This window comes from Pseudorhodoferax aquiterrae (assembly GCF_014652235.1).
GTDB classification, from domain to species: Bacteria; Pseudomonadota; Gammaproteobacteria; order Burkholderiales; family Burkholderiaceae_C; genus Pseudorhodoferax; species Pseudorhodoferax aquiterrae.
In genome coordinates, this window is sequence record NZ_BMYK01000015.1 from 1 (window position 1) to 23,217 (window position 23,217).

28 protein-coding genes and 1 pseudogene are annotated in these 23,217 nt (G+C 72.7%); 8 read left to right on the forward strand and 21 right to left on the reverse strand.

Annotation, left to right across the window (positions count from 1 at the left end; translation table 11 throughout):
- Both IE209_RS20490 and IE209_RS20495 read left to right on the forward strand, forming a co-directional pair.
- A partial coding sequence (locus IE209_RS20490; RefSeq protein ID WP_189688769.1) for a transposase occupies positions 1-466 on the forward strand: 466 nt, incomplete at its 5' end.
- A gap of 254 nt (positions 467-720) precedes the next feature.
- A pseudogene (locus tag IE209_RS20495) lies at positions 721-1,358 on the forward strand (cbb3-type cytochrome c oxidase subunit I); the annotation flags it as partial.
- 47 nt (positions 1,359-1,405) lie between these two features.
- Here IE209_RS20495 and IE209_RS20500 read toward each other — a convergent pair.
- The 15 genes from IE209_RS20500 to IE209_RS20570 form a co-directional block, all read right to left on the reverse strand.
- Positions 1,406-1,639 carry a hypothetical protein gene (locus IE209_RS20500; RefSeq protein ID WP_189688770.1) on the reverse strand — a complete coding sequence of 78 codons (234 nt, stop codon included), beginning with the start codon at positions 1,637-1,639 and terminating at the stop codon, positions 1,406-1,408.
- A 207-nt stretch (positions 1,640-1,846) separates the two neighbouring features.
- A complete protein-coding gene (locus IE209_RS20505) occupies positions 1,847-2,608 on the reverse strand; it encodes a glycosyltransferase (protein WP_189688771.1) in 762 nt (253 codons plus the stop codon).
- Between the two features lie 202 nt (positions 2,609-2,810).
- Complete coding sequence (locus IE209_RS20510; protein ID WP_189688772.1) at positions 2,811-3,032, reverse strand: hypothetical protein; 222 nt, start codon at positions 3,030-3,032, stop codon at positions 2,811-2,813.
- Between the two features lie 59 nt (positions 3,033-3,091).
- Positions 3,092-3,346: a DUF378 domain-containing protein gene (locus IE209_RS20515; RefSeq protein WP_189688773.1), complete on the reverse strand. Its 255-nt coding sequence runs from the start codon at positions 3,344-3,346 to the stop codon at positions 3,092-3,094.
- A gap of 67 nt (positions 3,347-3,413) precedes the next feature.
- Positions 3,414-4,283, reverse strand: coding sequence for an MBL fold metallo-hydrolase (locus IE209_RS20520; protein ID WP_189688774.1), 870 nt, complete (start codon positions 4,281-4,283; stop codon positions 3,414-3,416).
- A 196-nt stretch (positions 4,284-4,479) separates the two neighbouring features.
- A complete protein-coding gene (locus IE209_RS20525) occupies positions 4,480-4,968 on the reverse strand; it encodes a DUF421 domain-containing protein (protein WP_189688775.1) in 489 nt (162 codons plus the stop codon).
- Between the two features lie 90 nt (positions 4,969-5,058).
- Positions 5,059-5,265 (reverse strand): hypothetical protein, encoded by a 207-nt coding sequence (locus tag IE209_RS20530; RefSeq protein ID WP_189688776.1) that lies wholly within the window; start codon positions 5,263-5,265, stop codon positions 5,059-5,061.
- Positions 5,266-5,366: 101 nt separating this feature from the next.
- A complete protein-coding gene (locus tag IE209_RS20535; RefSeq protein WP_189688777.1) occupies positions 5,367-5,747 on the reverse strand; it encodes a response regulator in 381 nt (126 codons plus the stop codon).
- A gap of 139 nt (positions 5,748-5,886) precedes the next feature.
- A complete protein-coding gene (locus tag IE209_RS20540) occupies positions 5,887-6,132 on the reverse strand; it encodes a hypothetical protein (protein WP_189688778.1) in 246 nt (81 codons plus the stop codon).
- A 489-nt stretch (positions 6,133-6,621) separates the two neighbouring features.
- A complete protein-coding gene (locus tag IE209_RS20545) occupies positions 6,622-6,948 on the reverse strand; it encodes a hypothetical protein (RefSeq protein ID WP_189688779.1) in 327 nt (108 codons plus the stop codon).
- Positions 6,949-7,194: 246 nt separating this feature from the next.
- Complete coding sequence (locus IE209_RS20550; RefSeq protein ID WP_189688780.1) at positions 7,195-7,527, reverse strand: c-type cytochrome; 333 nt, start codon at positions 7,525-7,527, stop codon at positions 7,195-7,197.
- Positions 7,528-7,684: 157 nt separating this feature from the next.
- Positions 7,685-8,452 carry a DUF2243 domain-containing protein gene (locus IE209_RS20555; protein ID WP_189688781.1) on the reverse strand — a complete coding sequence of 256 codons (768 nt, stop codon included), beginning with the start codon at positions 8,450-8,452 and terminating at the stop codon, positions 7,685-7,687.
- An 11-nt stretch (positions 8,453-8,463) separates the two neighbouring features.
- A complete protein-coding gene (locus tag IE209_RS20560; RefSeq protein ID WP_189688782.1) occupies positions 8,464-8,754 on the reverse strand; it encodes a hypothetical protein in 291 nt (96 codons plus the stop codon).
- A 45-nt stretch (positions 8,755-8,799) separates the two neighbouring features.
- On the reverse strand, positions 8,800-9,447 hold the full coding sequence (locus tag IE209_RS20565) for a DUF4142 domain-containing protein (RefSeq protein ID WP_189688783.1): 648 nt from the start codon (positions 9,445-9,447) through the stop codon (positions 8,800-8,802).
- Between the two features lie 65 nt (positions 9,448-9,512).
- Positions 9,513-9,755 (reverse strand): hypothetical protein, encoded by a 243-nt coding sequence (locus IE209_RS20570; protein WP_189688784.1) that lies wholly within the window; start codon positions 9,753-9,755, stop codon positions 9,513-9,515.
- Between the two features lie 193 nt (positions 9,756-9,948).
- Here IE209_RS20570 and IE209_RS33945 point away from each other — a divergent pair, with 193 nt between their 5' ends.
- Together IE209_RS33945 and IE209_RS33950 are read left to right on the forward strand one after the other, a co-directional pair.
- A complete protein-coding gene (locus IE209_RS33945; protein ID WP_229882960.1) occupies positions 9,949-10,140 on the forward strand; it encodes a hypothetical protein in 192 nt (63 codons plus the stop codon).
- 11 nt (positions 10,141-10,151) lie between these two features.
- Positions 10,152-10,754, forward strand: a complete 603-nt coding sequence (locus tag IE209_RS33950; RefSeq protein ID WP_229882961.1) for a UdgX family uracil-DNA binding protein — start codon at positions 10,152-10,154, stop codon at positions 10,752-10,754.
- Between the two features lie 51 nt (positions 10,755-10,805).
- On the opposite strand, the gene IE209_RS20580 is transcribed toward IE209_RS33950, so the two are convergent.
- Positions 10,806-11,225, reverse strand: a complete 420-nt coding sequence (locus IE209_RS20580; RefSeq protein WP_189688786.1) for a TraR/DksA family transcriptional regulator — start codon at positions 11,223-11,225, stop codon at positions 10,806-10,808.
- Positions 11,226-11,331: 106 nt separating this feature from the next.
- On the opposite strand from IE209_RS20580, the gene IE209_RS20585 reads away from it, so the two are divergent.
- Entirely contained in the window at positions 11,332-11,952 is a 621-nt protein-coding gene (locus IE209_RS20585; RefSeq protein WP_189688787.1) for a DUF4142 domain-containing protein, read from the forward strand.
- 18 nt (positions 11,953-11,970) lie between these two features.
- Here IE209_RS20585 and malQ read toward each other — a convergent pair whose 3' ends face one another.
- The 4 genes from malQ to glf form a co-directional block, all read right to left on the reverse strand.
- Complete coding sequence (malQ, locus tag IE209_RS20590; RefSeq protein ID WP_189688788.1) at positions 11,971-14,067, reverse strand: 4-alpha-glucanotransferase; 2,097 nt, start codon at positions 14,065-14,067, stop codon at positions 11,971-11,973.
- Positions 14,064-15,896, reverse strand: coding sequence for a malto-oligosyltrehalose trehalohydrolase (treZ, locus tag IE209_RS20595; RefSeq protein ID WP_189688789.1), 1,833 nt, complete (start codon positions 15,894-15,896; stop codon positions 14,064-14,066). The genes malQ and treZ overlap by 4 nt, the downstream gene beginning before the upstream one ends.
- A gap of 64 nt (positions 15,897-15,960) precedes the next feature.
- Entirely contained in the window at positions 15,961-17,724 is a 1,764-nt protein-coding gene (locus tag IE209_RS20600; protein ID WP_229882962.1) for an ABC transporter ATP-binding protein, read from the reverse strand.
- A complete protein-coding gene (gene glf / locus IE209_RS20605) occupies positions 17,711-18,916 on the reverse strand; it encodes a UDP-galactopyranose mutase (RefSeq protein WP_189688790.1) in 1,206 nt (401 codons plus the stop codon). Before glf ends, IE209_RS20600 begins: the two co-directional genes overlap by 14 nt.
- Before the next feature lie 100 nt (positions 18,917-19,016).
- Between glf and mdtD the strand changes: the two genes are divergently transcribed.
- On the forward strand, positions 19,017-20,447 hold the full coding sequence (mdtD, locus tag IE209_RS20610; RefSeq protein WP_189688791.1) for a multidrug transporter subunit MdtD: 1,431 nt from the start codon (positions 19,017-19,019) through the stop codon (positions 20,445-20,447).
- A gap of 52 nt (positions 20,448-20,499) precedes the next feature.
- Here mdtD and IE209_RS20615 read toward each other — a convergent pair whose 3' ends face one another.
- Positions 20,500-20,943, reverse strand: coding sequence for a response regulator (locus tag IE209_RS20615; RefSeq protein WP_229882963.1), 444 nt, complete (start codon positions 20,941-20,943; stop codon positions 20,500-20,502).
- Between the two features lie 207 nt (positions 20,944-21,150).
- Between IE209_RS20615 and IE209_RS20620 the strand changes: the two genes are divergently transcribed.
- Positions 21,151-22,287, forward strand: a complete 1,137-nt coding sequence (locus tag IE209_RS20620) for a glycosyltransferase (RefSeq protein ID WP_229882964.1) — start codon at positions 21,151-21,153, stop codon at positions 22,285-22,287.
- A gap of 91 nt (positions 22,288-22,378) precedes the next feature.
- A complete protein-coding gene (nadE, locus tag IE209_RS20625) occupies positions 22,379-23,209 on the forward strand; it encodes an NAD(+) synthase (RefSeq protein ID WP_189688895.1) in 831 nt (276 codons plus the stop codon).
- Positions 23,210-23,217 lie beyond the last annotated feature (8 nt).

The following is a 23,217-nucleotide window of genomic DNA, read 5'->3' on the forward strand; positions in this document are numbered from 1 at the left end:
CAAGAAGGTCAAAGGCCGCAAGCGCCACCTGGTGGTCGACACGCTGGGGCTGCTGCTGGCCGTGACCGTCACTTGCGCCAGCGTGCAGGACCGCGACGGTGCTGCCTGCGTTGTCGCGCAAGCCTGTGCCAAGGTGACGGGCCTGAAGAGGCTTTACGCAGATTCGGCCTACGGTGGCCAGTGCGCGATGAATCTGGAGAAGACCCACGGCATTGCCGTGGAGATCGTGCGCCGGCCCTCCAACCGCGTGACGGGCACCTTCGTCGTCGAGCAGCAGCAACTGTGGCCTGAGGCTCCCGCCAAGGGCTTTGTCGTACAGGCCAAACGCTGGGTCGTCGAGCGCACCCATGCCTGGAACGAGCGTGCGCGCAGGCTCATCGCTCACCATGACCGCTCCAAATGGGCGCCCGTGGCCTGGGTCTGGCTCGCCGAAGCGCGTATGCTCGCGACTAGGCTGGCCGGGTGAATCATTTTAGATACACCATCTTAGAACGCTGTCTCGCCCTGCCGCGGGGCGCCTTCGCCTGACAGGATGGCGCGCGTGCCTCCGGGCACTTCAAGCGCACGCACGTTCGGCAATGCCTAGCGGCCCGGCGCAAGGGCGCAGGCCGGGGGGCAGCCCGGGACCGCGGCTTGCCGGCGCTGCGGCGTCCCTTTGCACAGGAGCGCCCCGTCAGCACTCCACCTCCTCTGGCCCATGCCGTCCACGAGCCGCACGCCATGCCCCATGGCTGGGCCCGCTGGCTGGGCGCCACCAACCACAAGGACATCGGCACGCTGTACCTGCTGTTCAGCTTCGCGATGCTGATGGTGGGCGGCGCCTTCGCGCTGGCCCTGCGCGCCGAGCTGCTGCAGCCCGGCCTGCAGCTGCTGAACCCCGACCTGTACAACCAGCTCGTGACCATGCACGGCTTGGTCATGGTGTTCGGCGCCATCATGCCGGCCTTCGTGGGCTTCGCGAACTGGATGGTCCCGCTGCAGATCGGCGCCTCCGACATGGCCTTCGCGCGCATGAACAATTTCAGCTTCTGGCTGCTGTGGCCGGCGTGGCGCTGCTCGCGTCGTTCTTCGTCACGGGCGGCGCGCCGGCCGCGGGCTGGACGCTCTATGCGCCGCTGTCGTTCTTCATGTACGCCACGCTGCTGGTGGCCGTGCCCACGGCGGTCAAGGTGTTCAACTGGATCGCCACCATGTGGCAGGGCTCCATGACGTTCGAGACGCCCATGCTGTTCGCGGTGGGCTTCATCTTCGTGTTCACGGTAGGAGGCCTGTCCGGCGTGATGCTGGCGCTGGCGCCGCTGGACCTGCAGTACCACGACACCTGCTTCGTCGTCGCGCACTTCCACTACGTGCTGGTCTTCGAGCATCCGCCCCAACTCGACGCCACGGCCACGCGCGTGGTGGGCTAGTGCGAGCTCGGCGCCGCGCGCTCGGCCGCCAGCAGCGCGCGTCCGCGCGCCGTGATGGCCAGCACGCGTGCCACACGCTGCGGGCTGGACGCGCCGTCGCCCGTGCGCAGGAAGAGCGCTGCGACCAGGTCGGCTGCGCGCAGGACCTGCGTCTCGTCCATCTCCGCGGGCTGCGAGAGCTGGACAGGCAAGGTGGTGGCTTCGAGTTTTCTGAGCAAGGCCAGGGTCATGGTGGGGCGTCCTTCCTACACCACGGGACACGAGCAATCGGCATGCCAGCCAGGTCCCGACGCCCCGTCTGCCGCTGCAGAGGAGCGAAGTGCGCAAGGGTCAGACTTGCTGCAAGCCTCGCCGCAGGTCGGCGCCTGACCGCAGACCTGGCGCGGCTACCGGCTCTGGTCGCGCTGGCGCTCGGAGGTGTTCTGGTGGGCCGGGGCTCATGGCGTTTCCTGGCATGGCATCGGCGGGCATGCCGGTTCCTGCGCAGCGGTCCGCGTGCCCACGGCGGCCGGCCAGACCAGTGCGCGGTACAGCCCTTGCATGGCCGCCGCGCTGTGGCCGAGCGCGAACTGCTGCTGCGCGCGCTGGCGCGCCGCAGCGCCCATGGCCTGGGCGCGCGCGGGTCGGTCGAGCAAGGCCGCCGCCTGTGTGGCCAATGCCTGGGCGTCGCGCGGCGGCACCAGCCAGCCGGTCTCGCCATGCACCACGAGGTCGGGCACGCCGCCCACGCGCGTGGCGATCACCGGCAGGCCGGCCGCCATGGCTTGCATGACGGCCAGCGGCATGGCCTCCGAGTGGGAGCTGCAGACCAGCAGCTGCAGCTGCGGGTACAAGCCGGGCATGTCCTCGCAGCCGCCGGCCAGGTGCACGCGTGCGGCCAGGCCGGCGTCCTCGATCTGCTGCGCCAGGGCGCTATGCAAGGGGCCTTCGCCGACCAGCACGGCGTGCATCTGTGGGCACCGGCGCTGCAGCAGCTGCGCGGCCTGCACGAAGAGTTCCGGCCCCTTCTCGGGCGACAGGCGGCCGACGAAGCCCATGAGCGGCACGTCCTGGGCCAGCCCCAGCTGCGCGCGCAGGGTGGGGCGGGCCGGGGCCACGTCGGGCCGGAACACCTCCGCGTCCACGCCGTTGGGCACGCAATGCAGCCGCTCCTGCGCCACGCCCATGGCCAGCGCATGGAAGTAGCTGTGTTGGCACACGGTGCAAAGCACGGTGTTGAGGTGGCGGTGCGCCTCCAGGTCCGCGGGCGTGGGCTGGCGGCCGTGCAGCGTGGCCAGCCGAAGACCGGCTGCGCGCAGGCGTCCTCGGGGTACCAGCCGCTGGGCACCATCTTGGCCCCGGCCAGACCCAGCGTCTGCACCGCATGGCGCAACGCATCGGCCGCGCCTGCGTGGCGCGGGTTCACCGCGGCCAGGCCCACCAGGCGGTCGCCATGGCCGCGCACCAGCCGGGCCAGATGCGCGTTGCCACGCTGCAGCGAGGGCGCATCGTCCAGCGCGTAGCCTCGCCCAGGAAGGGCGCGATCAGCACCGCCATGTCCACGCCCGCGGCGTCGGGCGTGCGCAGCACATCGTCGGCCCGCTCGCGGCCGGTGCAATGCAGGTGCGCGTCGATGATGGCCATGGCTGTGCCCGCTTCACGCGCGGCGGCCGTGGCCGCTCGGCAGGGCCTGCACGATGCGCTCAGGCCCGGGGCCGGCGCAGCATCAGCACGATGCCCCAGAGCGCGGCCAGACCGACCAGCACGTAGACCACGCGCGACAGCAGGCTCATGGGACCGAACAGCGCTGCCACGAGGTCGAACTGCAGCAGCCCGACGAGGCCCCAGTTCAAGCCGCCGACCACGAGCAGCACCAGCGCGATGTAGTCGAGCGCGTTGAAGGGGCGGCGTGCCGCGACGTGCAGTTTCTGGGACGCGGTGTTCTGACCGATGGCCATGGGGAGCTCCTTGGGATGGGGTGGGAGAGGCCGTGGCAAGCGGCAATCGACGTGCCGCACAGGGCTGTCAGCCGGCCGCCGGCCGCGCGGCGGGTGCCTCGATGGAGCGGCCTGCGAGCTGCTCGAATTCCAGGCGGTCGTGCGCGCAGAAGAGCGCCACAGTCGCATCGCCGCGGTTGCGCAGCTCGCGCAGGCGCTGCTGGTTGGCCAGCCGCGCGCGCCGATCCTTTTCCATGACGGTCTGGTACAGGCGCAGGCCGGGCGGGCACCAGGGCTGGCTGCGGTGCATCTCGGCATGGTGGAAGTAGGCGTCGCCGGCCAGCAGAAGCCAGCGCCCGGCGGACTGCACGGCCACGCCCGCATGGCCCAGCGTGTGGCCAGGCAGGGGCACCAGCAGCAGCTCGGGCGGCAGGCCGGCCAGCCCGCGCACGCAGCCGAAACCGAACCAGGGCTCGCCCTCGCTGCCGTCGTAGACCTCCCAGCGGCGCTGCTGGCCCCATTGCTGCGGCCGGTAGCGCTGGCGGTCCAGCCAGCTCGACTGGGCCGCGGCATCGTCGCGCTCGCGCCGCAGCATGTGCACGCGCGCCTGCGGGAAGTCGTCCAGACCGCCGGCGTGGTCGAAGTCCAGGTGGGTCAGCACGATGTGGCGCACATCCAGCGGATCGAAGCCGAGCCGCTGGATCTGGCGCAGCGCCGTCATCTCCTCGCGCAGCGCGGGCGCCATCAGGCGCAGGAAGAAGGGGCTGAGCCGGTTGTGCGGATCGTGCACGTCGCGCAGTCCATAGCCCGTGTCCACCAGCACCAGGCCCTGCGCGGTCTCCAGCAGCAGGCAGTGGCAGCACAGCTGCGCGCGCGTGATCGGGCCGCCCCGCTGCCCGTCCATGAGGTGGCCGCCGAGCGGGCAGGCCGTGATGCAGTTCAGGTGGTGGATGCGCATGGCCGCTGCGGCGGCAAGCGGCGCTCCCGACATTCCCATCGCACGGGACCGGTTCGCCAGCAGCCGTTCGAACGGTCGCGGAGCAGGCCCTGCCAGCAGACGCCGCGCAACGGGCTTCGCCCGGGCGCTGGCGGCGCCCCTGGAGGGGGATGGGCCTTCTACACGAAGTGAGAAGTCCAAACGGGGTGGTTCATGTTCAGCCGCGCAGGTGCGCGGCCATGTCCTTGGCCTGGCGCAGGATGCTGATCTTGCCGTCGGCCTCGAGCAGCGCGAGCTTCATGTCGGCCACATCGCAATCGGCCTCGCGCAGGGCCTCCAGCACATCTTCGCGCGTCACGTGCTCGGCGCGCAGCCGCTCGTCCAGTATGCGGCCGCCGTAGCCCACTACCACCGGCTCGCCTTCGGTGAGCTTGCGGATGCGGTCGCTGCGCGCGCTGAGCCGGCTCACGAGCGCGTTGAGGCCCAGCAGCGTGCAGGCCGCGATCAGGCCGCCCACCAGCGATTCCTCGCCGCCGGTCAGGGCGTTGGAAACGCCTTCGCTGAGCAGCATCACGACCAGCAGGTCGAAGGGCGTGAACTGCCCGACCGTGCGTTTGCCCGACAGCCGCATGAGCACCAGCAGCACGGCGTAGACCGCCGCACCGCGCAGCACCAGCTCCCACCAGGGCAGGCTCATCTCGAACATCCGCATCCTCCTCGTCGTCTCGTCGTGCAGGCAGGGCTTGCGGCAAGGTTCGCCGCAGCCCCTGTCACAGCCGGCAGCCCGGCGCGCGGCTCAAGTCCCCTTGCGTGGGGCGACGCCGCGGATCTGCGGCTCGCTGAGGCCTTCGGCGGCCTTGCTGTCTTCGCGCACCAAGCCGTACTGACCGTGCTCGGCCTCGGGTGCGCCGCGCTCGGCCTGCACGCCGGTGCGGGCGCCGTCGTCGGCGGTATCGGGCCGCAGGTCGGCACGTTCGCGTTCACGGGGTTGGTTGGTGGCCATGCATTGCTCTCCAGTGTGGACTTCAGTGTCACGAGGCTAGACCGGCCGGCGCAGGCGCGCTGTCGCGCGCATCCGCAAGCGCCTGTAGGAAACGCGCCGCTTCAATGGGCGTGGGGAAAGCGCGCCGAACAGAAGTCGAAGAAGGCGTCGAGCTGGGTCGACTTGTCGAACACCGCGTCTGCGCCCAAGGCCGCGCATTCCGCGCGGATCCTGTCCGTGGCGTAATTGCTGAGCACCACGACGACCCGCCCGCGGTGGTGCCGGCCGCAGGCGCGCAGCACGTCGAGCCCCGAGCCCTTCTTGAGGAACAGGTCCACCACGGCCAGCTGCCACTCGGATCCGGGGGCCTGCAGCGCGTCGATCGCCTCGTCGGCGCTCTCGGCGGTGGCCATCACCTCCATGTCGCCGAGTTCGGCGAGCGTCGGGATCAGCGCATCGCGGATGGTCTTGCTGTCTTCGACGAGGACGGTCTTGATCGACATGGACCGATTCTGAGAGCGGCCGCCGCGCGCCGGGTAGGCGCGGGCGCCGCCGCCGTGTCCATGCAGGCGCGCTGCAGGGGTGGGCGAAACGCCAGCGGCCGGGCCGGCGCAGCGCCACGGACGGGCCGTGGCGGCAAGGCTAGAGCGCGCCCGGCTTGCTCGGGGCCTCGCCCATCTGCGTGCGGATCCGCTCGACGCAGGCCGCCAGGTCCGGGATCAGCGCGAGCGAATCCAAGACCAGCAGCAGGACTTCGCGGCTGAGCCGGCCGCCGTCGTACATGCGGAGCAACTTGTCGAGCAGGTCATAGGCCAGCGCACGCATCTCGTCCGAGGTGTCGGCCGCGGCGAGCGCACGCACGCATTGTTCCAACTGTTCGCGGGTCACTTGTCTGTGCATGGCGATGGGGCGCGGCGGGGCGGTTCACGGCGGACCCGCCGCATCGGATGCTGGTTGGACGGCTGCCCTGGTACGGCCTGTGGCGCGGCGACTGTACGCGCGCTTGGCTGCGCTGGCGCCATGCCCATGGCTGCGTCAGGTGCAATCGCCGGCCGGCCCGTCGGCCACGGCACGCGGCATGTGCGCCATGGCGCAGCGTGCGCGGCCGAACGCCGCACGAGGCCATGGCGCTCAGAGGGTGTTTCCGAAATCAATAGGCCCACGTGTGGCCCCAGGGCGCGGCCAATCAAGGCGCAAGGCGCCGTGCGGGCTGTCTGCCCGCACAAGCCTTGCAACGCCGAGTGGGCGTGCCCTGGGGCCGCACCCTTCGGGCCGGGGCGCCCTGCAGCCATGGGCGGCGTTGCGCCACTTGGCCGGGCTGCAGCACGGCCTGCGTGTCGCGCCTTGCCCATGGCCGCAGGGCACCCCGGCGTGGGCCTATTCATTTCGGAAACACCCTCTCAACGCCGGCCTGGCGCACTGGCCGGCGCCGAAGGTGCGCTGGGCCTGATAGCGCCGCACCGGCAGCGCGGTCTGGCTGGCGTTGTTGCGGAAGGTCAGCGTCTCGCGCGTGTTGTCCTGCATCATGCCCTTGCGCACCGCGTAGCGCAGCTCGTCGTGCATGGCCGGTCCCTGGAAGTCCGGCACGGTGGCCTGATGGCGGTCGCGCTCCAGGCCCACCACCGTGAGGCCCGCGCGCGTGAGCGCGGCCCGGCACCTCGCCGCGCTGGCGTTCGCCGGTCTGCAGCGCGCGCAGCTGCGCATCGCGCGCGGGGCCGTCCAGCTCGGCGAAGGCGGTGCCGCCGCCGGCCTGTTCTGCGCTGCGCCAGGCCGTCAGCGCGGCGCGGAACAGCTCGGCCGGGGTGTAGGGCAACTGGTGGCCCTGCTGCGGCAGGCCGCCCTGCCAGGGGCCGCTGCGGTACAGGCGTTCGCCGGCTGCGGCCACGCCGGCCGAATGCAGGACGAAGCTGCGCCGCGGCAGCGCGGTCCCGGGGGGCTTGGGCGGCGCGTTCATTTGGCAGGCGCTCCGGAGGCGATCCACTCGGCGAGGGTGCGCGCAGCCGCCGCGTCCACGCCCGGGTTGGGCGGCATGGGCACCGGGCCCCAGGCGCCCACGCTGCCGGCGCGGATCTTGTTGGCCAGGTAGTCTGCGGCGTCGGCGCGGCCCTTGTACTTGGCCGCGACCTCGTTGTAGCCCGGCCCCACGACCTTGTGGTCGGGCGCATGGCAGGCCAGGCAGTTGTTCTTCGCGAGCAGAGGCTGCACCTGGGCATAGGCCGGCGCGGCGCCGGCCTCGGCCGCGAGCAGCGCGAGGGGCAGGATCAGGGCGTGGGCGGGTTTCATCGGGGGCTCCTTGCGTGGTGCACGGATGGGCGGCGGCGCCTTCGGCAAGATCTGCCGCAAGAACTGCCCATCGCGCCGCGGTGTCGCAGGCCGCCGGCACGCTGCCGACGGCTGCCACGGGCGGGCAAGCCGGGTGCCCGGCCCACATGCGTGCTGCTCAGCGCGGCGCGAACCGCGTGGCGCCCAGGCAGCCGGCCAGCGGCCCGCGGCCGACCAGCAGCGCACCGTCGGCGAGCAGTCCCCAGGCCTGGCGCGGCTGGTCCATCTGCAACGCCCACACCCCGTCCCGGGCCCAGAGCACGCGCGCATCCAGCCGTGCGAGCGCGTCGAAGGCCCGCGCGCCCCGCGTGCCGGGTGCGAAGACCACGAGCACCTGGTCGGTGTCGGCGGGAAGGGCCGCCAGCGGGCCGGCGAGCAGCGCGGCGAGCCCCAGCGCGGCGGCGCCACGGCGGCCGGCGCCTCCTCCCTTGGGCGGCGGTGGCCGGCGCCGCCACCACAGGGCCAGCGCCAGCGGCACAAGGCCGAAAGCGGCGAGCCAGCCCAGGTCCCAGGCCAGCGGGTCGGCCACGTCCATGCGCACGCGGTGCAGTCCCAGCAGCCAGTGCGAGAGCAGGGCGTCCAGCACATGCCAGCCGCCGAAGCCGAGCAGCGCGGCGCTGCCCAGCACGCGGCCGGCCCCGGGCTCGTCCCAGGCCCCCCGCGCGCGCCACAGTCCCACGAGGCCGGCCAGCGCGAGCAGGTACATCAGCGCATGGAACATGCCGTCGGCCAGCAGCTGCAGGCGCAGGTCGCGCACGCGCTCCAGGCCCGACAGCAGGTGGTGCCACTGCAGGATCTGGTGCAGCACGATGCCGTCGAAGAAGCCGCCCAGCGCGATGCCGAGCAGCAGCGCGGATCGGCCTGGTGCGTTTGCCGGGGCGCTCATGGCGCGCCGGCCTACTTGGGTGTGCCCAGGATGCTGCCCGCGTCGCTGTCGCGCGGGGTGCTGCTGCCCTTGCGGTAGCCAGGCGGGTGCTTGGCGTCGTGCTCGGAACGCGGCGTGGCGCCGGCCGATGCGGCGGCGCTGGGCGGGCGTGGCGTGCCGGCGCGCGTGCTGCCGTCCTGGCGCGGGTTGGCGCCCTCGCCGGTCGTGGGGCGGGGCGGGCTGCTGGCGTTCTGGGCGTGCAGCGCGGGCAGCATGCCGGCGAGCAGGGCGGCTGCGAGGGTGAGCGATCGAGCGGTGCGCATGGTCATTCTCCGAAGTGGGGTCTGCAAGCGGACGGGCGGCGCGCCTCAGCCCGGAGGGCGCGGTGCCGTGCGGCCCGCGGCGAGCTGGCGCGCCTGGGCGAGATGGGCCTGCAGCATGGGCAGGGTCTTGCGCGCGAACGCCCGCACGTCGGCATCGCCGGCCTTGTCGGCCGCCTCGGTGAAGCGTTCCACCGCGTCGGTGTAGGTGTCGCCGTCCAGGCGTTCGCGGTAGCGGCCGTCGAAATCGGCGCGGTCGGCGTCCTCCAGCCGCCGCAGCTGCGCGCGTGCGCCCATCGGCGGTCCGTCGGGCAGCTCCACGCCCTTGCGCTGCGCCAGGCGGCGCAGTTCGGCCTCGCTTTGCGCGAGGTCCTGCGCAAGGCGGCGCGCAAAGGCGGCCAGTTGCGGATCGCGGGCCTTCTGCGCCGCGAGCCGCGCCGCCGGCAGTTCGGCCATGGCCAGCTTGGCGGCATCGTTGAGGAAGGTGGTGTCCACCCGCGTCAGGAAGGCCTGCTGGCGGCCCTTGCGGACCCCGTCCTCGCCCGCGAATTCCGGGCCGTTGTCCGGGCGGCTGTGGCGGGTCGCGTCGGCGCCGCGATGGCCTGCGGCCAGGCCGGTGTCCGGCTGCGCGTGCGCGCCCAGGGCCCAGCACAGCGCGCAGAACAGGGCGCTGGGACCGAAGAACAGGCTTCTCATGGTTGGGTCTCCTGGTGGTGCTGGGGGGCGGCAGAACGGGGACTGGCAAACGGCGGTCCCGCGGCTCAACCCGCGCCCTCGATGTCGTTCTTCTTGAGACCGCGGATGTTCATGGCCGCCAGTCCCAGCTGCAGCGCCACCAGCGCCCAGCCACTGGTGTGCACACCCCAGACCACCCACAGCACGTTGCTGAGCAGGAACACCCAGAAGCCGTAGGCGCGGCGCCGCTCCGAGGCCGATGCGACAAGCCAGGCGGCCGCGAGCGATGCGGCCATGGCGGGCCACTGGATGAGGTCGATGAGGTCCATGGTGGGTGGTGCGGTGGGAAGAACGGGGAAGGGCACCACCGTAGCGCCGGTACTGCCCTTCGCATGTCGAGCAGTTGCCAGGGTGCGGGTAGGACGCCGGCCGACTCTGCGGCCTGGGTGACGGCACGCCGTTTGCCGGGGGGATGGCCAGCGCCCTGCGCGCCCCCCTTCCTCCAACCCGAAGAGGCCCACGATGCACGGACCAGCACCGGCCAGGACCGCGGACCTGGCCCAGCGCGCACGGCAGTCTGCCGCCCACGGCCAGCAGCTGTTCGAAGCGTACGTACGGGCCAGGCCGGTTCAGGCGGCCCTGTACGCTGCCGCCCTCGGCGCTGTGGTGGCCGAGCTGCTGATGCGGGCGCTGCGCCGCGGCCGGTCCCGCTAGGCCTGCAAGCCATGGCCACCCGTGCTGCGGTGCCGCGGTCGGTGGGAGCGCTCAAGGCTGCCTGCGACGCCTGCCGCGACTGTCCCCTGGGCGAGCCGGCCACGCAGGCCGTGGTCGGCGCCGGGCCGCGCCGGGCCCGGCTGATGGTGGTGGGCGAGCAGCCCGGCGATCGCGAAGACCTCGCGGGCCAGGCCTTCGTGGGCCCGGCGGGCCGGCTGCTCGACGCGGCGCTGCAGCGCGCCGGCATCGACCGCGGCGCCGTGTTCCTGACCAACGCGGTCAAGCACTTCGGCTTCACCTGGCGCGGCAAGCGCCGGCTGCACGAGACGCCGGGCCAGCGCGAGGTCGATGCCTGCCTGCAGTGGCTGCAGGCCGAAATCGCGTTCGTGGCCCCGCAGGCCTTCGTGGCACTGGGTGCGACGGCGGCGCGCGCGCTGCTGGGCCGTCCAACGCCGGTGCTGCGCAACCGCGGCCAGTGGCTGGCCCGCGACGACGGGCGTCCCGTGCTCGTCACCGTGCATCCCTCGGCCCTGCTGCGCCTGCGCGGGGACGACTTCGCCCAAGGCCTGGCGGCGTTCGTGGACGACCTCGGCCAGGCCGCCGGCCGGGCCTAGGCCCCGCCTGCGCCAGCCGTGCGAGCGCCCGGCCTTTGGGGGGCCCCGGCGTCAGGAGCTCAGCGAGATCCTGATCGCGCCCGGATGCGCACGCTCGTGGCGCTCCTGGCAGGCGATGCAGCGCTCGGCCGCCGGCAGCGCCTGCAGCCGCTCCATCGCGATGGGAGCGCCGCAGTCCACGCACAAGCCGTAGTCGCCGCTGCGCATGCGTTCCTGCGCCTGGGCGATCTGCTGCAATTCCTGCTGGTCGCGCTCCTTCTCGGCATGGCGCACCGCGGTGCGGATGGCCTGCTCGCCGCGGTCGCCCTCGTCCCCGGGCTCATGGGGGCCGCCGGTGGTGCTCTGGGCGGCCTGGGCGGTGGCGTCCGCGGTCTCGGCGTCCAGCGTGCGCACCTCCTGGGCCAGCTCTGCGCGGCGCGCGCCGAGGCGCCGGCCGAGGTCGGCGATGTCCTGCTCGTGGTCTTGGGTCATGCGATCTCCTTGCGCAGCGCTGTGGCAAGCGGCGCTCCCGCCCGCGCCGCGGCCGGGAACCCCGTTTGCCGCAACGGGCTGTTATTCAATCCAAGGAGCACTACGCATGGCAAACACCACCTCCAAGACCCCCCTGGCGCTGCGCCTGGGCCTCGCTGGCAGCGTCCTGTGCCTGGCGCTGGCGGCCGCGGCGCAGACCAGCACCGCCACGCAGGGCGGCACGACCGCGGGGCAGGGCGAACGCGCAGGCCGGGCGTCGTCCCAGCTGTCGCGCGCCGACACCGCTTTCATGAAGCAGGCGGCCGAGAACAACCACGCGGAGATCGAGAGCAGCCGCCTGGCGGTGCAGAAGGCCAGCGATCCGGCCGTCAAGGCCTTCGCCCAGCAGATGGTGGCCGACCATGGGAAGACCGGGCAGGAGCTTGCCGCCCTGGCCAGCACCAAGGGGGTGGAACTGCCCGACGGGCCGTCCATGATGCAAAAGGCCAAGCTCAAGCTGCTGGAGGCTGCCGACGGCGAGAAATTCGACCGCCGCTACAGCGAGACCATGGGCCTGGCGGCGCACCGCGACACCATCGCGCTGTTCCAGAAGGCGGCCAAGGAGGCGCGCGACCCGGAGGTCAAGGCCTTCGCCACCAAGACGCTGCCGGCCCTGCAAGGCCACCTGGACATGGCGCAGAAGCTGCCCGCGGCACACGCGGCTGACAAGGGCCACGGCAAGCGCTGAGCGGGTCGGCGCGGCGGTTCAGCCGCCGCGCCAGCTGCGCGCGGCCAGGGCCTGCACCACGGCCTGCAGGCGCGGGTGCTCGGCCAGCGCCTCCAGCGCCGGGCCCAGCTTGCGGCGCCAGTTCGGGAACTCGTCCTCGCGCGTGCCGGGAAGGTTGACCTGCACCGGTTGCAGCGTGGCGTCCTCCAGCTGCACGCCCACCAGCCAGCAGGGCGTGCGCGCCAGGTAGGCATGGATGGCGAACAGCAGCGCCGTGTCCACCTGGCCGGGCGCATCGCCCGAGGCCGGCCACAGCCCGGCCCGCGCCAGGGCCTGCAGCAGCGCCTGGCGCACGGCGGCGCGCTGGCGCTCGGCGCTCTGTAGGTCCACGGCCTGCCCCAGCTGCTGCTGCAGCCGTAGGTCCATGGCCTGCCAGAAGCCGGCCAGCGTGGGCAGGTCGTGCGTGCCGAAGGAGGCGAAGGCCTGGGCCGGGAAGTCGGCCGGTGCCAGGAAGCGGCCCTGCGCGTCCTGCGCAAACATCAGCGGGCGGTACGACAGCACGCAGCGCTGTTGCATGGCCTCCTGCATCTCGGCCGGCACCGTGCCCAGGTCCTCGCCCACCACCAGGCAGCGCTGGCGGTGGCTCTCCAGGGCCAGCAGGCCCAGCAGGTCCTCGGCCGGGTAGCGCACGTAGGCGCCGCCTTCGGGACCGGTCCAGAACAGGCGCATCAGCACCATCACATGGTCCAGCCGCAGCGCGCCGGCGCTGCGCATGTTGGCGCGCAGGGTGTCGATGAAGGGCTGGTAGCCGGCAGCGCGCAAGGCCGGCGGCGTGGGCGGGGCCAGGCCCCAGTCCTGGCCCTGCGGCTGCAGCAGATCGGGCGGGGCGCCGATGCGCATGTCCAGCGCATACAGCTGCGGGCGCAGCCAGGTCTCCGAACCGCCGGGGTCCACGCCCACCGCCAGGTCGCGGTACAGGCCGATCGGCATGCCGGCGCGGCGGGCATGGGCCTGCACATCGGCGAGCTGCTGCTCGGCCAGGAACTGCAGCCACATGCGGTAGCGCACGCGTTCGGCATGCGTGACGCGGAAGGACTGCACGGCCGCGCCCTGCGGGTCGCGGTAGGCCTCGGGCCAGTCCTGCCAGCCATGGATGCCCTCGTGCTGCTGCGCCAGGTGCTCCTGCAGGGCCTCGTACAGCGCGTGCATGCCCAGCCGTGCGTCGTGTTCGAGCAGAAAGGCGCGAAAGGCGCGGCTGCCGGTCGCCGGCCAGGCGTGCTGGGCATCGACATGGCGCCAGACGACGGACAGCAGCTCCTCCTTGGCGGCGGCCACGCCCGCGTAGTCGACCAGTTCGGTGTCGCGCAGGGCCTGCCGGCGCTGCTGGTAGGCCGCGTCGTTCCAGAGCACGCGGGCCTCGGCGCAATCGGCGCCTGTCACCACCGCCTGCAGATCCAGGTACAGCGGGTTCAGCGCCAGCCGGCTGGACGGGCTATAGGGGCTGGCCCGCTGCGGCCGGTGCGGGAACAGTGCGTGCAGCGGGTTCAGCCCGATGAAGGCCGCGCCCTGGGCAGCCGCCAGGTCCACCAGCCGGCGCAGGTCGCCGAAGTCGCCGATGCCGCAGTCGTGCGCAGAGCGCAGCGCGTACAGCTGCACCGTGTAGCCCCACCAGCGCGCGCCGGCCTGCAGCGGCGCCGGCGCCCAGCAGCGTGCGGGCGCCACGGCCACGCGGCACTGCTGGCGGCCGGCGGCCGTGCGCACGCGCAGCCGGTAGTAGCCCGGCGCCAGCGCGCCGCTGTGGGCGATGCTGGCCGTGCCGCCGGCAAAGGCCACGGCACCGCTGGCCAGGGCCGGCGCGCCGACCAGTTCCTCGTCCTGCAGTTCCCAGTGCGCGGGCGTGTCGTCGGCGGCCTGCCAGCGCAGCTGCAGCGGCTGGCCCTCGCGCAGCACCTGGCAGGCCGGCAGGCCGACCGGCGTGCAGGGCCGGTCGGGCGCCACGCCCATGGCGGCCAACGCGCGCCGCAATGCCGCCTCGGGCACCTGGCGCTCGCTGCCGTCGAAGGCCTCGTAGCGCGCCAGCACGCCGGCGGCAGCGGCGCAGCCGGCCCAGTCCTCGGGCGACGGGGCGGCGCTCACAGCGTAATCTCCGGGCCGATCTGCCAGCGCGCCGCCCAGGCCGGCCAGGTGCCGGGTGGCGTGTCGGCCGGCCAGCGGTGGGCGAACACCGGGCTCGCCTCCACCGGGCCGGGCCCGGGCCCATCGACCGCGAGCGGCGCGGCGCCCAGGTTCAGGTCCATGGCCAGCACCTGGCCGTCGTCGTAGCGCCATTGCACGGCCAGGCCCGTCGCGCCGACGCGCCGCGCCGTGTGCCGGCCGGTCAGCAGCATCTGCTGGCGCGGGCGGATCCACTGCCAGCGCGCGGCCAGGGCGCGCTGCACCACGGCGCGGTGCGCGCGGCCGGCCGGGCTGTCGGCCTGGGTCCAGTCGAGCCGGCTCGCAGCGAAAGTCTCCTCGCTGCAGGCATCGGGCAGGGGCCGTCCGCCCTGGGTGTCGACGGCATGGCCGAACTCGCGCCGGCGGCCCGCGCGCACGGCCTCGCGCAGTTCGCCGTGCCAGTCGGCGAAGTACAGGAAGGGCGTCTGCGCGCCGAACTCCTCGCCGAAGAACAGCAGGGGGGTCGCCGGCGTGAGCAGCGCGAGCAGCGTGGCCAGCAGCGCGGCCTCGGGCGCAACCAGCTGCGCCAGCCGCTCGCCGAAGGCCCGGTTGCCGACCTGGTCGTGGTTCTGCGCGAAGTTCACGAGCGTGCCCAGCGGCTGCGCCGGCACCGGCACGCAGGCCTGGCGCCGCCCGTCCTCGCGCTGCGCGCCCTCGAACACCATGCCGTGCGTGCAGGCCCGCGCCAGCAGGTCCAGCGGCTCTGCGGTGTAGTCGCCGTAGTAGCCCCGGTGCTCGCCGGTCAGCGCCACGTGCAGCACGTGGTGGAAGTCGTCGTTCCACTGCGCGTCGTGGCGGCCGGGCACCGGCATGGGCGCCAGCCAGCTGTGGCCGTTGTGTTCGTTCTCCAGCGTCAGGTGCACATGGCGGCCGGCCGTGGCGCTGCGCACGGCGGTGGCGATCTCCTGCACGATGTGGCGCGGGCCGGTGTCGACGATGGCGTGCACGGCGTCCAGCCGCAGGCCGTCGATGCGGAACTCCTGCACCCAGTACAGCGCGTTGTGCACGAAGAACTGGCGCACCCAGTGGCTGGCCGGCCCATCGAAGTTGATGGCCGCGCCCCAGGGGCTGTGGTGCGTGCGCGAGAAGAAGTCGGGCGCGTAGCGTGCCAGGTGGTTGCCGTCCGGACCGAAGTGGTTGTAGACCACGTCCAGGAACACCATGAGGCCGAGCCGGTGGGCCTGCTGCACGAAGGCGCGCAGCGCGTCCGGGCTGCCGTAGGCGGCATGCGGCGCGAACGGCAGCACGCCGTCGTAGCCCCAGCCGAAGCGCCCGCCGAAGGCCGCCACGGGCATCAGCTCCACGGCCGTGATGCCCAGCGCGGCCAGCTCGGGCAGGCGGGCCGCGGCGGCGGCGAAGCTGCCCTCGGGCGTGAAGCAGCCCACGTGCAGCTCGTACAGCACGACTTCGTTCCAGGGCCGGCCCTGCCAGCCGTCGTCGTCCCAGGCGAAGCGGCGCGCGTCCACCACGCGGCTGGCACCGTGCACGCCGTCGGGGTTGCTGCGCGAGGCGGGGTCGGCCACCGCCGGGCCCTCGTCGATGCGCCAGCGGTAGGCCGTGCCGGGGCCGGCGTCGTCCACGCTGCAGTGCCACCAGCCCTCGGGCTGCGGCGTCGCAAGCAGCGTGCGCAGCGGCGCCTGGGCACCGAGCGCGAGCGCGACGCTGCGGGCGGCGGGCGCCCACAGCCGAAAGTCCACGCCGCCCCCGGGACGGGGCTGGGCGCCGAAGGGCATGGAGTGGCTGGCGGGCATGGAGATGGTTCCGGGTTGGTGGCTCGGCATGGCGCCCACGCTGGCGGCAAACGCCGTGCCCGGCTCATTCCGTTTCCAGCCCCTCGGCCTGCAGCGCCCACAGCTGGGCGTACAGGCCGCCGGCGCGGCGCAGCTGCTGCGGCGAACCGTCCTCGACGATGCGGCCTTCGGCCATCACGAGGATGCGGTCGAAGTCGGCCACGGTGGACAACCGGTGCGCCACGGCCAGCACGGTGCGCCCGCGCATGAGGTGGTCCAGCGCGCGCTGGATCTGGCCTTCGGAGCGGCTGTCCAGCGCCGAGGTGGCCTCGTCCAGCAGCAGGATGGGTGCGTTCTTGAGCATGGCGCGGGCGATGCCGATGCGCTGGCGCTGCCCGCCCGACAGCCGCGTGCCGCGCTCGCCGACCACGGTGGCATAGCCCTGGGCCAACCCGCGCACGAAGCCGTCGCAATGCGCGTCGCGGGCGGCCTGCAGCACCTCGGCGTCGGTGGCCTGGGGCCGGCCGTAGCGCAGGTTCTCCATGAGCGTGCGGTGCAGCAGGCTGATGTCTTGCGGCACCACGCCGATGGCCGCGCGCAGCGAGGCCAGCTGCAGCTGCGCGATGGGCTGGCCGTCCACCAGGATGCGGCCCGCGTCCGGATCGGCCGTGCGCGCGATGAGCCGCAGCAGCGTGGACTTGCCCGCGCCCGAGGGCCCGACGATGCCCACGCGCTGGCCGGCCGGGATGTGCAGGTGCAGGCCGCGGAACACCGGCGGCTGGGCGGGGTAGGCGAAGTGCAGCGCCTCGATGCGGATCTCGCCGGGGCCGGGCTGCAACGGCGTGGCGCCCGGCCGGTCGGCCACCTCGTGCGGCACGGCCACGGCCTGCAGCATGTCGGCAATCACGCCGAACTGCTGCGACGCATCGACCAGCGACAGCGCCAGGTCGCGCGAGCCGTGCAGGATGCGGAAGGTCAGCGCGCTGACCACCACCACGTCGCCGGGCATGGCCTCTCCCGCGCGCCAGGCCTGCACCACCCAGACCAGCATGCCGCCGGCCATCAGCCACAGGCACAGGTCGTGCGCGGCGCGCACCTTCTCCAGGTACAGCCAGCTGCGCCGCTGCGCCTGTGCCTCCAGGCCGAAGGCGGCCCGCAGCCGGCGGTGCTCGCGTGCGCGGGCGCCGAAGGCCTGCACCGTCCAGATGTTGGCCACCACGTCCACCAGTTCGCCGCCGACCCGGGCTGCCTGTTCGGCGAACTGCTGCTGCAGCGGCCGGGCGCGCCGGCCGAAGCGCGCCAGCACCGCGCCCATGAGGGCGACGAAGCCGGCCAGGGCCAGCGCCATGCGCACGTCCACCGTCCACAGCACCACCGCCGCGCCGAGGAAGTCCACGCAGGGCGGCAGGATCTTCCAGATCAGCGTGCCGAGGATGGAGCCGGTCGCGCCCGCCGTGGCCGTCACGCGGTTGCCCAGCGATCCGGCCATGTGCCGCGAGAAGTAGTCCTGCGAATGGCCCGAGAGGTGGCGGAACATGTCCAGCCGCACATCCACGCCGGTCGCCACCACGGCGTGGCAGCCGAGCCAGCCGCCCAGCCGCCAGCACAGGCTTTCGGCCGCGATCAGCACGATGAACAGGGCCAGCCAGCGCCAGATGGCGCGGCTGTGCCGGTCGTCCAGCGCCATCGCGTCGACGATGAGCTTCATGCCGTACTGCACGCCGACCGAGCAGGCCGCGCCGGCCACGATCAGCAGCGCAAGCGTGCCGAACAGCAGTGGCCGGCGCCGCACGTAGTGCCACAGGAAGGCCGCCGGTCGCGCCGGCAGCGCCGCTTCAGCCGCCGGCAACGGCGGGCAGCTGCGGCGGCAGCAGGCTGGGCCGCAGGGCCTGCGGCGCGCGGACACCGGACGCCGCCGGGGCCGTCTGCGCGATGCGGGCGAACAGCGCCAGGCTCTGCGCCACCACCTGGTCCATGTTGTAGTAGCGGTAGGTGCCCAGGCGGCCCGTGAAGGTGACACCGGGCGTCTGTTCGGCCAGCTGGGCATAGCGCTCGTAGAGCGCGGCGTTCTCGGGCGCCGGAATGGGGTAATAGGGGTCGCCCTGGTCGGTCGGGTACTCGTGCGTGATGCTGGTGCGCGGGTGCCGCTGGCCGGTCAGGTGCTTGTACTCGGTGATGCGCGTGTAGGGCACCTCGGGTGCCGGGTAGTTGACCACCGCCACGGGCTGCAGCCACTCCTGGTCCAGCGTGCGGTGCTCGAAGCGCAGCGAACGGTAGGGCAGCGGGCCGAAGCAGTAGCCGAAGAACTCGTCCACCGGCCCGGTGTAGACCAGATGGCGCCAGCGCACGGTGCCGCCCAGTTCGGCGTGGTCGGTGTCTGGCAGGAAGCGGATGTTGGGATGGTCCACCATGCGCTCGAACATGCGCGTGTAGCCTTCCAGCGGCATGCACTGGAAGCGGTCCTGGAAATAGCGGTCGTCCGCATCCGTGCGGGTGGGCACGCGGGCGGTGACCGACTTGTCCAGCTCGGTCGCGTCGCGGCCCCACTGCTTGCGCGTGTAGCCCTCGAAAAAGGTGCGGTACAGCTCCTCGCCGACCTGGCTCACCACCACGTCGCGCGAACTGCGCAACTCGGGCAGGGCGGTCGCCCGTGCGGCAAGAAATGCCGCCGCGCCGGCGCTGTCCAGCGACAGGCCGTAAAGCCGGTTGATGGTCGTGAGGTTGATCGGCATGGGCAGCTGCTGGCCCTGCACATCGGCCAGCACGCGGTGCTGGTAGGGCCGCCAGCGCGTGAACTGCGACAGGTAGTCCACCACCTTCTGCGCATTGGTGTGGAAGATGTGCGGCCCGTAGCGGTGGACCAGGACGCCCGCCGCATCGGTGCAGTCGTAGGCGTTGCCGCCCAGGTGGTCGCGGCGGTCGATCAGCAGCACGCGCAGGCCCAGCTGGCTGGCCAGCCGTTCCGCGAGCACGCAGCCCGCGAAACCGGCCCCCACGATCAGGTAGTCGAAAGTCTCGGGGGCGTGGGACGTGGGGAGCATGGTGTTCCTTGAGGAGCAGAGGGAGGACAGCTTCCCGAGGGCAACCGGCGTGCCCGGCGGCCGCGCCATACTGGCGCCTTTGCGCTGCACCCCGCCCGCCATGCCGACAGCCGCCGCTTCCCCGCACGACAGTGACCGATCGCCCTTGCTGTGGCTGGTGGCCATCGGCTTCTTCATGCAGGCACTTGACGGCACCATCGTCAACACGGCGCTGCCCACCATGGCCAGGAGCCTGGGCGAAAGCCCGCTGCGCATGCAGTCGGTGGTCGTGGCCTACACGCTGACCATGGCGATGCTGATCCCGGCCTCGGGCTGGGTGGCGGACCGCTTCGGCACGCGGCGCGTCTACATCACGGCCATCTCGCTGTTCGTGGCCGGTTCGGCGGCTTGCGCGCTGGCCCAGAACCTCACGCAGCTGGTGGCTGCGCGCGTGCTGCAGGGCATGGGCGGCGCCATGCTGCTGCCGGTCGGCCGGCTGGCGGTGCTGCGCGCCTATCCGCGCGAGCGCTTCCTCAAGGCCATGAGCTTCGTCGCCATCCCCGGCCTCATCGGCCCGCTGATCGGCCCGACGCTGGGTGGCTGGCTGGTGGAATACGTGAGCTGGCACTGGATCTTCTTGATCAACCTGCCGGTGGGGCTGATCGGCCTCGTCGCGTCAAGGATCTACATGCCCGATGGCCGGATGCCCGCGGTCACGCGCTTCGACACGGCCGGCTACCTGCTGCTGTCCTTCGGCATGGTGGCGATCTCGCTGTCGCTGGACGGCGTGTCGGAGCTGGGCCTGCGCCAGGCCGCGGTGCTGGTGCTGCTGGTGTTCGGCATGGCCAGCCTGGTGGCCTACTGGCTGCATGCGGCGCGCCGGCCCGATCCGCTGTTCACGCCGCGCCTGTTCGACATCCAGAGCGTCACGGTCGGCCTGCTGGGCAACCTGTTCGCGCGCCTGGGCAGCAGCTGCATGCCGTTTTTGATCCCCTTGCTGCTGCAGGTCAGCATGGGCTACTCGCCGGCCCAGGCCGGCATGATGATGCTGCCGGTCGCCATCGCGGGCATGGCGAGCAAGTCGCTGGCCACCCGGTGGATCGGCCGCGCCGGCTACCGCAAGGTGCTGGTCACCAACACCATGCTGGTCGGTCTGGCGATGGCCAGCTTCGCGCTGAGCGCGCCGGAGCAACCGCTGTGGCTGCGCATCATCCAGCTGGCGGCCTTCGGCGCGGTCAACTCGATGCAGTTCACGGCCATGAACAGCGTGAGCCTCAAGGACCTGGACGGGCCGCTGGCCAGCAGCGGCAACAGCCTGCTGTCGATGGTGCAGATGCTGGCCATGAGCATGGGTGTGGCCGCCGCTGGCGCGGTGCTGGCGGCCTACACGGGCTACTTCACGGCGGTCGGGCAGACCCAGACGCTGTTCGCCTTCCGGGCGACCTTCGCGACCATGGGCCTCATGACCATCGCCTCCGCCTGGATCTTCTGGCAACTTGCGCCCGACACGCCCCGCGCGGCGCCGGTGGAGCATCCGGTCGACGTGGGGTGACGGCGGCCATGTCTGCGTCCGCCGCGCCGATTCGTCGAAGTTCGGGCGCAGTTCACGCAGCAGGTCCACCGACTGGCGATTTCCGAGCGCCGCCCGACAACAGGGCCCGCAGCACCGCCATGTCCACCGGCTTGACGAGGTGGGCGTCGAAGCCCGCCTGTTCCGTCAGTTGCCGGTTGGCATGCTGGCCCAGGCCCGTGAGCGCGATGATGGGAATGCCGCGCCCCCATGGCTGCTGGCGCATGCGCCGGCAGGCCTCGTGGCCGCTCATGAACGGCATCCCGATGTCCATCAGCACCACGTTGGGCAGCAGCCCGGCGCCCACCTGCAGCGCCTGGGCACCGCTGTGTGCGGTGTGCGCGGCGTGGCCGTCTATGCCGCGGCCAGCGCGAACTACCGTCTGGCCGACATGCTGACGCAGGCCTGGCAGCTGGGCTGGGTCCGGGCGGAACTGGCGCGCGAACTGAGCAAGCAGCATGCGGCGCTGCAGCGCCATCTGCGGCTCTTCGGCAGCGCGCGCCGCGCCTGAACCGGCGCGCGGCGGGGCGGCCGTTGCCCCGGGCACGTCGTTTGCCGCATGGACCGCGATGGATGCCATCTCTTCACCGCGGGATGCCCGTGTCACGGGCCTGTCGGCCCGCGCATGTCCGCAGTGCTGGCCAGCCGGCGCCATCCCCGATCCACTCCGTCACAAGGACACGCCGTGCTCCCCATCCTCGTCTTCTCGCACCTGCGCTGGCAGTTCGTCTACCAGAGACCGCAGCACCTGCTGGCGCGGCTGGCCGCGCGCAGGCCGGTGCTGTTCTTCGAGGAGCCCATCACCGGGGCCGAGCGGCCCTGGCTCGCGCATGCGCGCACACCGGAGGGCGTGACCGTGCTGCGCCCGCACGTGTGCGGGCAGGCGGCAGGTTTCGACGATGCCCACCTGCCGGTGCTGCGGCGCATGGTGCAGGAGGTGGTGCAGGACCCTGCGCTGGGCGCACACCTGCTGTGGTTCTACACGCCCATGGCGCTGGGGCTGGCTGCGGAGCTGCGCCCGCGCGGCGTGGTCTACGACTGCATGGACGAACTATCGGCGTTTGCCGGCGCGCCGCCGCAGATGCTGGAGCGCGAGAGCGCGCTGCTGCAGCTCGCCGACGTCGTGCTGGCCGGCGGGCGCAGCCTGTACGAGGCCAAGCGCGAGCGCCATGCCGAGGTGCACTGCCTGCCCAGCAGCGTGGACGCCGCCCACTTTGCCAAGCAGCCGCCGGAGCATGCCAGCCAGGCGGCCCTGCCGCACCCGCGCCTGGGCTACTACGGCGTGATCGATGAGCGGCTGGACCTGGACCTCGTCGCGGCGCTGGCCGATGCCCATTCCGACTGGCAGGTCGTGATGGTGGGGCCCGTGGTCAAGATCGATCCGGCCAGCCTGCCGCATCGGCCCAATCTGCACTGGCTGGGCGCGCGCAGCTATGCGGAGCTGCCGGCCCACCTGGTCGGCTGGGACGTGGCGCTGCTGCCGTTCGCGCTGAACGCCTCCACGCGTTTCATCAGTCCCACCAAGACGCTGGAGTATCTCGCGGCCGGGCGGCCCTGTGTCAGCACGCGGATTCGCGACGTGGCGCGGGAGTACGGGCCCGAGGTCGCCATCGCCGACGGGCCGGCGGCCTTCGTCGCCGCCTGCGAGCGCATCCTGACCTGGTCCGCGGCCCAGCGTGCGGCGTTCGCTGCCGCGGCGCGGGCGCGGGTGGCTGCCACCTCGTGGGACCGCCAGGTCGAACGCATCGAAGCGCTGCTGGCGCGCTTCGAACCGGGACACGGCACGGGCGCGGCCGGTGCAGCGCCCGCCCTGGCGGCCTGACGGTCCGCAGCGACGAAGGGACCGCCCGATGCAGCCCACCCAGCGCCCTGAACCGGGGTCTCTGCCCGCCACCGACCGGGCGGTTTCGTCCATGGCCGGCGAGGCGCCACTATCCCGGCACGCGGTGCTGCAGCAGCTGCAAGTGCTGGGCGATTTCGACGCGGAACGCGAACTCGAACGCCGCGTCGCCTTCCTGGCCGAAGACCTGCGCGCCAGCGGCAGGCGCGCGCTGGTGCTGGGCATCAGCGGCGGTGTCGATTCGCTGGTGGCCGGCGCCATGGCGCAACGGGCCGTGTCGCGGCTGCGGGCCGCAGGCGCGCGCGCGGAGTTCATCGCCATGCGCCTGCCGTACGGCCGCCAGCACGATGCCGCCGAGGCCGAGCGCTGCGTCGCCTTCATCGCGCCCGACCGCGTGCACGCGGTGGACGTGCAGGGCGCGGTGGATGCGCTGCGCGATGCCCTGCGCGGGGCCGGCGTGGACCTGGGCGACGCGGGCACGGCTGACTTCCTGGTCGGCAACATCAAGGCCCGCGCGCGCATGGTGGCGCAGTACGCCGCGGCCGGCGCCTACGACGGTCTGGTCATCGGCACCGACCATGCGGCCGAGGCCTTGATGGGCTTCTTCACCAAGCATGGCGACGGCGCTGCCGACGTGCTGCCGCTGGCCGGCCTGTCCAAGCGCCGTGTGCGCGCGCTGGGGCTGGCGCTGGGCGCGCCGGTGGAGCTGGTCATGAAGGTGCCCACGGCCGACCTGGAGAGCCTGGCGCCGCTCAAGCCCGACGAGCAGGCCTTCGGTGTCTCCTACGACACCATCGACGACTACCTGGAGGGCCTGCCCGTCGATGCCGCGGCCGAGCGGCGCATCCTCGCGCAGTACCTGGCCACGGCGCACAAGCGGGCGCCGGCGCGCCGGCCGGCGTAGCCTGGGAT

Bases quoted from the DNA above. Each gene is read 5' to 3' on its own strand.
- IE209_RS20520 (WP_189688774.1), bottom strand. From the start codon at position 4,283: ATGCGCATCCACCACCTGAACTGCATCACGGCCTGCCCGCTCGGCGGC.
- IE209_RS20525 (WP_189688775.1), bottom strand. From the start codon at position 4,968: ATGTTCGAGATGAGCCTGCCCTGGTGGGAGCTGGTGCTGCGCGGTGCG.
- IE209_RS20585 (WP_189688787.1), top strand. From the start codon at position 11,332: ATGGCAAACACCACCTCCAAGACCCCCCTGGCGCTGCGCCTGGGCCTC.
- IE209_RS20510 (WP_189688772.1), bottom strand. From the start codon at position 3,032: ATGGCCATCATCGACGCGCACCTGCATTGCACCGGCCGCGAGCGGGCC.
- IE209_RS20570 (WP_189688784.1), bottom strand. From the start codon at position 9,755: ATGGACCTCATCGACCTCATCCAGTGGCCCGCCATGGCCGCATCGCTC.
- IE209_RS20560 (WP_189688782.1), bottom strand. From the start codon at position 8,754: ATGCGCACCGCTCGATCGCTCACCCTCGCAGCCGCCCTGCTCGCCGGC.
- IE209_RS20580 (WP_189688786.1), bottom strand. From the start codon at position 11,225: ATGACCCAAGACCACGAGCAGGACATCGCCGACCTCGGCCGGCGCCTC.
- IE209_RS33950 (WP_229882961.1), top strand. From the start codon at position 10,152: ATGGCCACCCGTGCTGCGGTGCCGCGGTCGGTGGGAGCGCTCAAGGCT.
- IE209_RS20535 (WP_189688777.1), bottom strand. From the start codon at position 5,747: ATGTCGATCAAGACCGTCCTCGTCGAAGACAGCAAGACCATCCGCGAT.
- IE209_RS20515 (WP_189688773.1), bottom strand. From the start codon at position 3,346: ATGGCCATCGGTCAGAACACCGCGTCCCAGAAACTGCACGTCGCGGCA.
- IE209_RS20530 (WP_189688776.1), bottom strand. From the start codon at position 5,265: ATGGCCACCAACCAACCCCGTGAACGCGAACGTGCCGACCTGCGGCCC.
- IE209_RS20545 (WP_189688779.1), bottom strand. From the start codon at position 6,948: ATGCGCAGCTGCGCGCGCTGCAGACCGGCGAACGCCAGCGCGGCGAGG.
- IE209_RS33945 (WP_229882960.1), top strand. From the start codon at position 9,949: ATGCACGGACCAGCACCGGCCAGGACCGCGGACCTGGCCCAGCGCGCA.
- IE209_RS20565 (WP_189688783.1), bottom strand. From the start codon at position 9,447: ATGAGAAGCCTGTTCTTCGGTCCCAGCGCCCTGTTCTGCGCGCTGTGC.
- treZ (WP_189688789.1), bottom strand. From the start codon at position 15,896: ATGCCCGCCAGCCACTCCATGCCCTTCGGCGCCCAGCCCCGTCCCGGG.
- mdtD (WP_189688791.1), top strand. From the start codon at position 19,017: ATGCCGACAGCCGCCGCTTCCCCGCACGACAGTGACCGATCGCCCTTG.
- IE209_RS20500 (WP_189688770.1), bottom strand. From the start codon at position 1,639: ATGACCCTGGCCTTGCTCAGAAAACTCGAAGCCACCACCTTGCCTGTC.
- IE209_RS20615 (WP_229882963.1), bottom strand. From the start codon at position 20,943: ATGGCGCTGCAGCGCCGCATGCTGCTTGCTCAGTTCGCGCGCCAGTTC.
- nadE (WP_189688895.1), top strand. From the start codon at position 22,379: ATGGCCGGCGAGGCGCCACTATCCCGGCACGCGGTGCTGCAGCAGCTG.
- glf (WP_189688790.1), bottom strand. From the start codon at position 18,916: ATGCTCCCCACGTCCCACGCCCCCGAGACTTTCGACTACCTGATCGTG.
- IE209_RS20555 (WP_189688781.1), bottom strand. From the start codon at position 8,452: ATGAGCGCCCCGGCAAACGCACCAGGCCGATCCGCGCTGCTGCTCGGC.
- IE209_RS20550 (WP_189688780.1), bottom strand. From the start codon at position 7,527: ATGAAACCCGCCCACGCCCTGATCCTGCCCCTCGCGCTGCTCGCGGCC.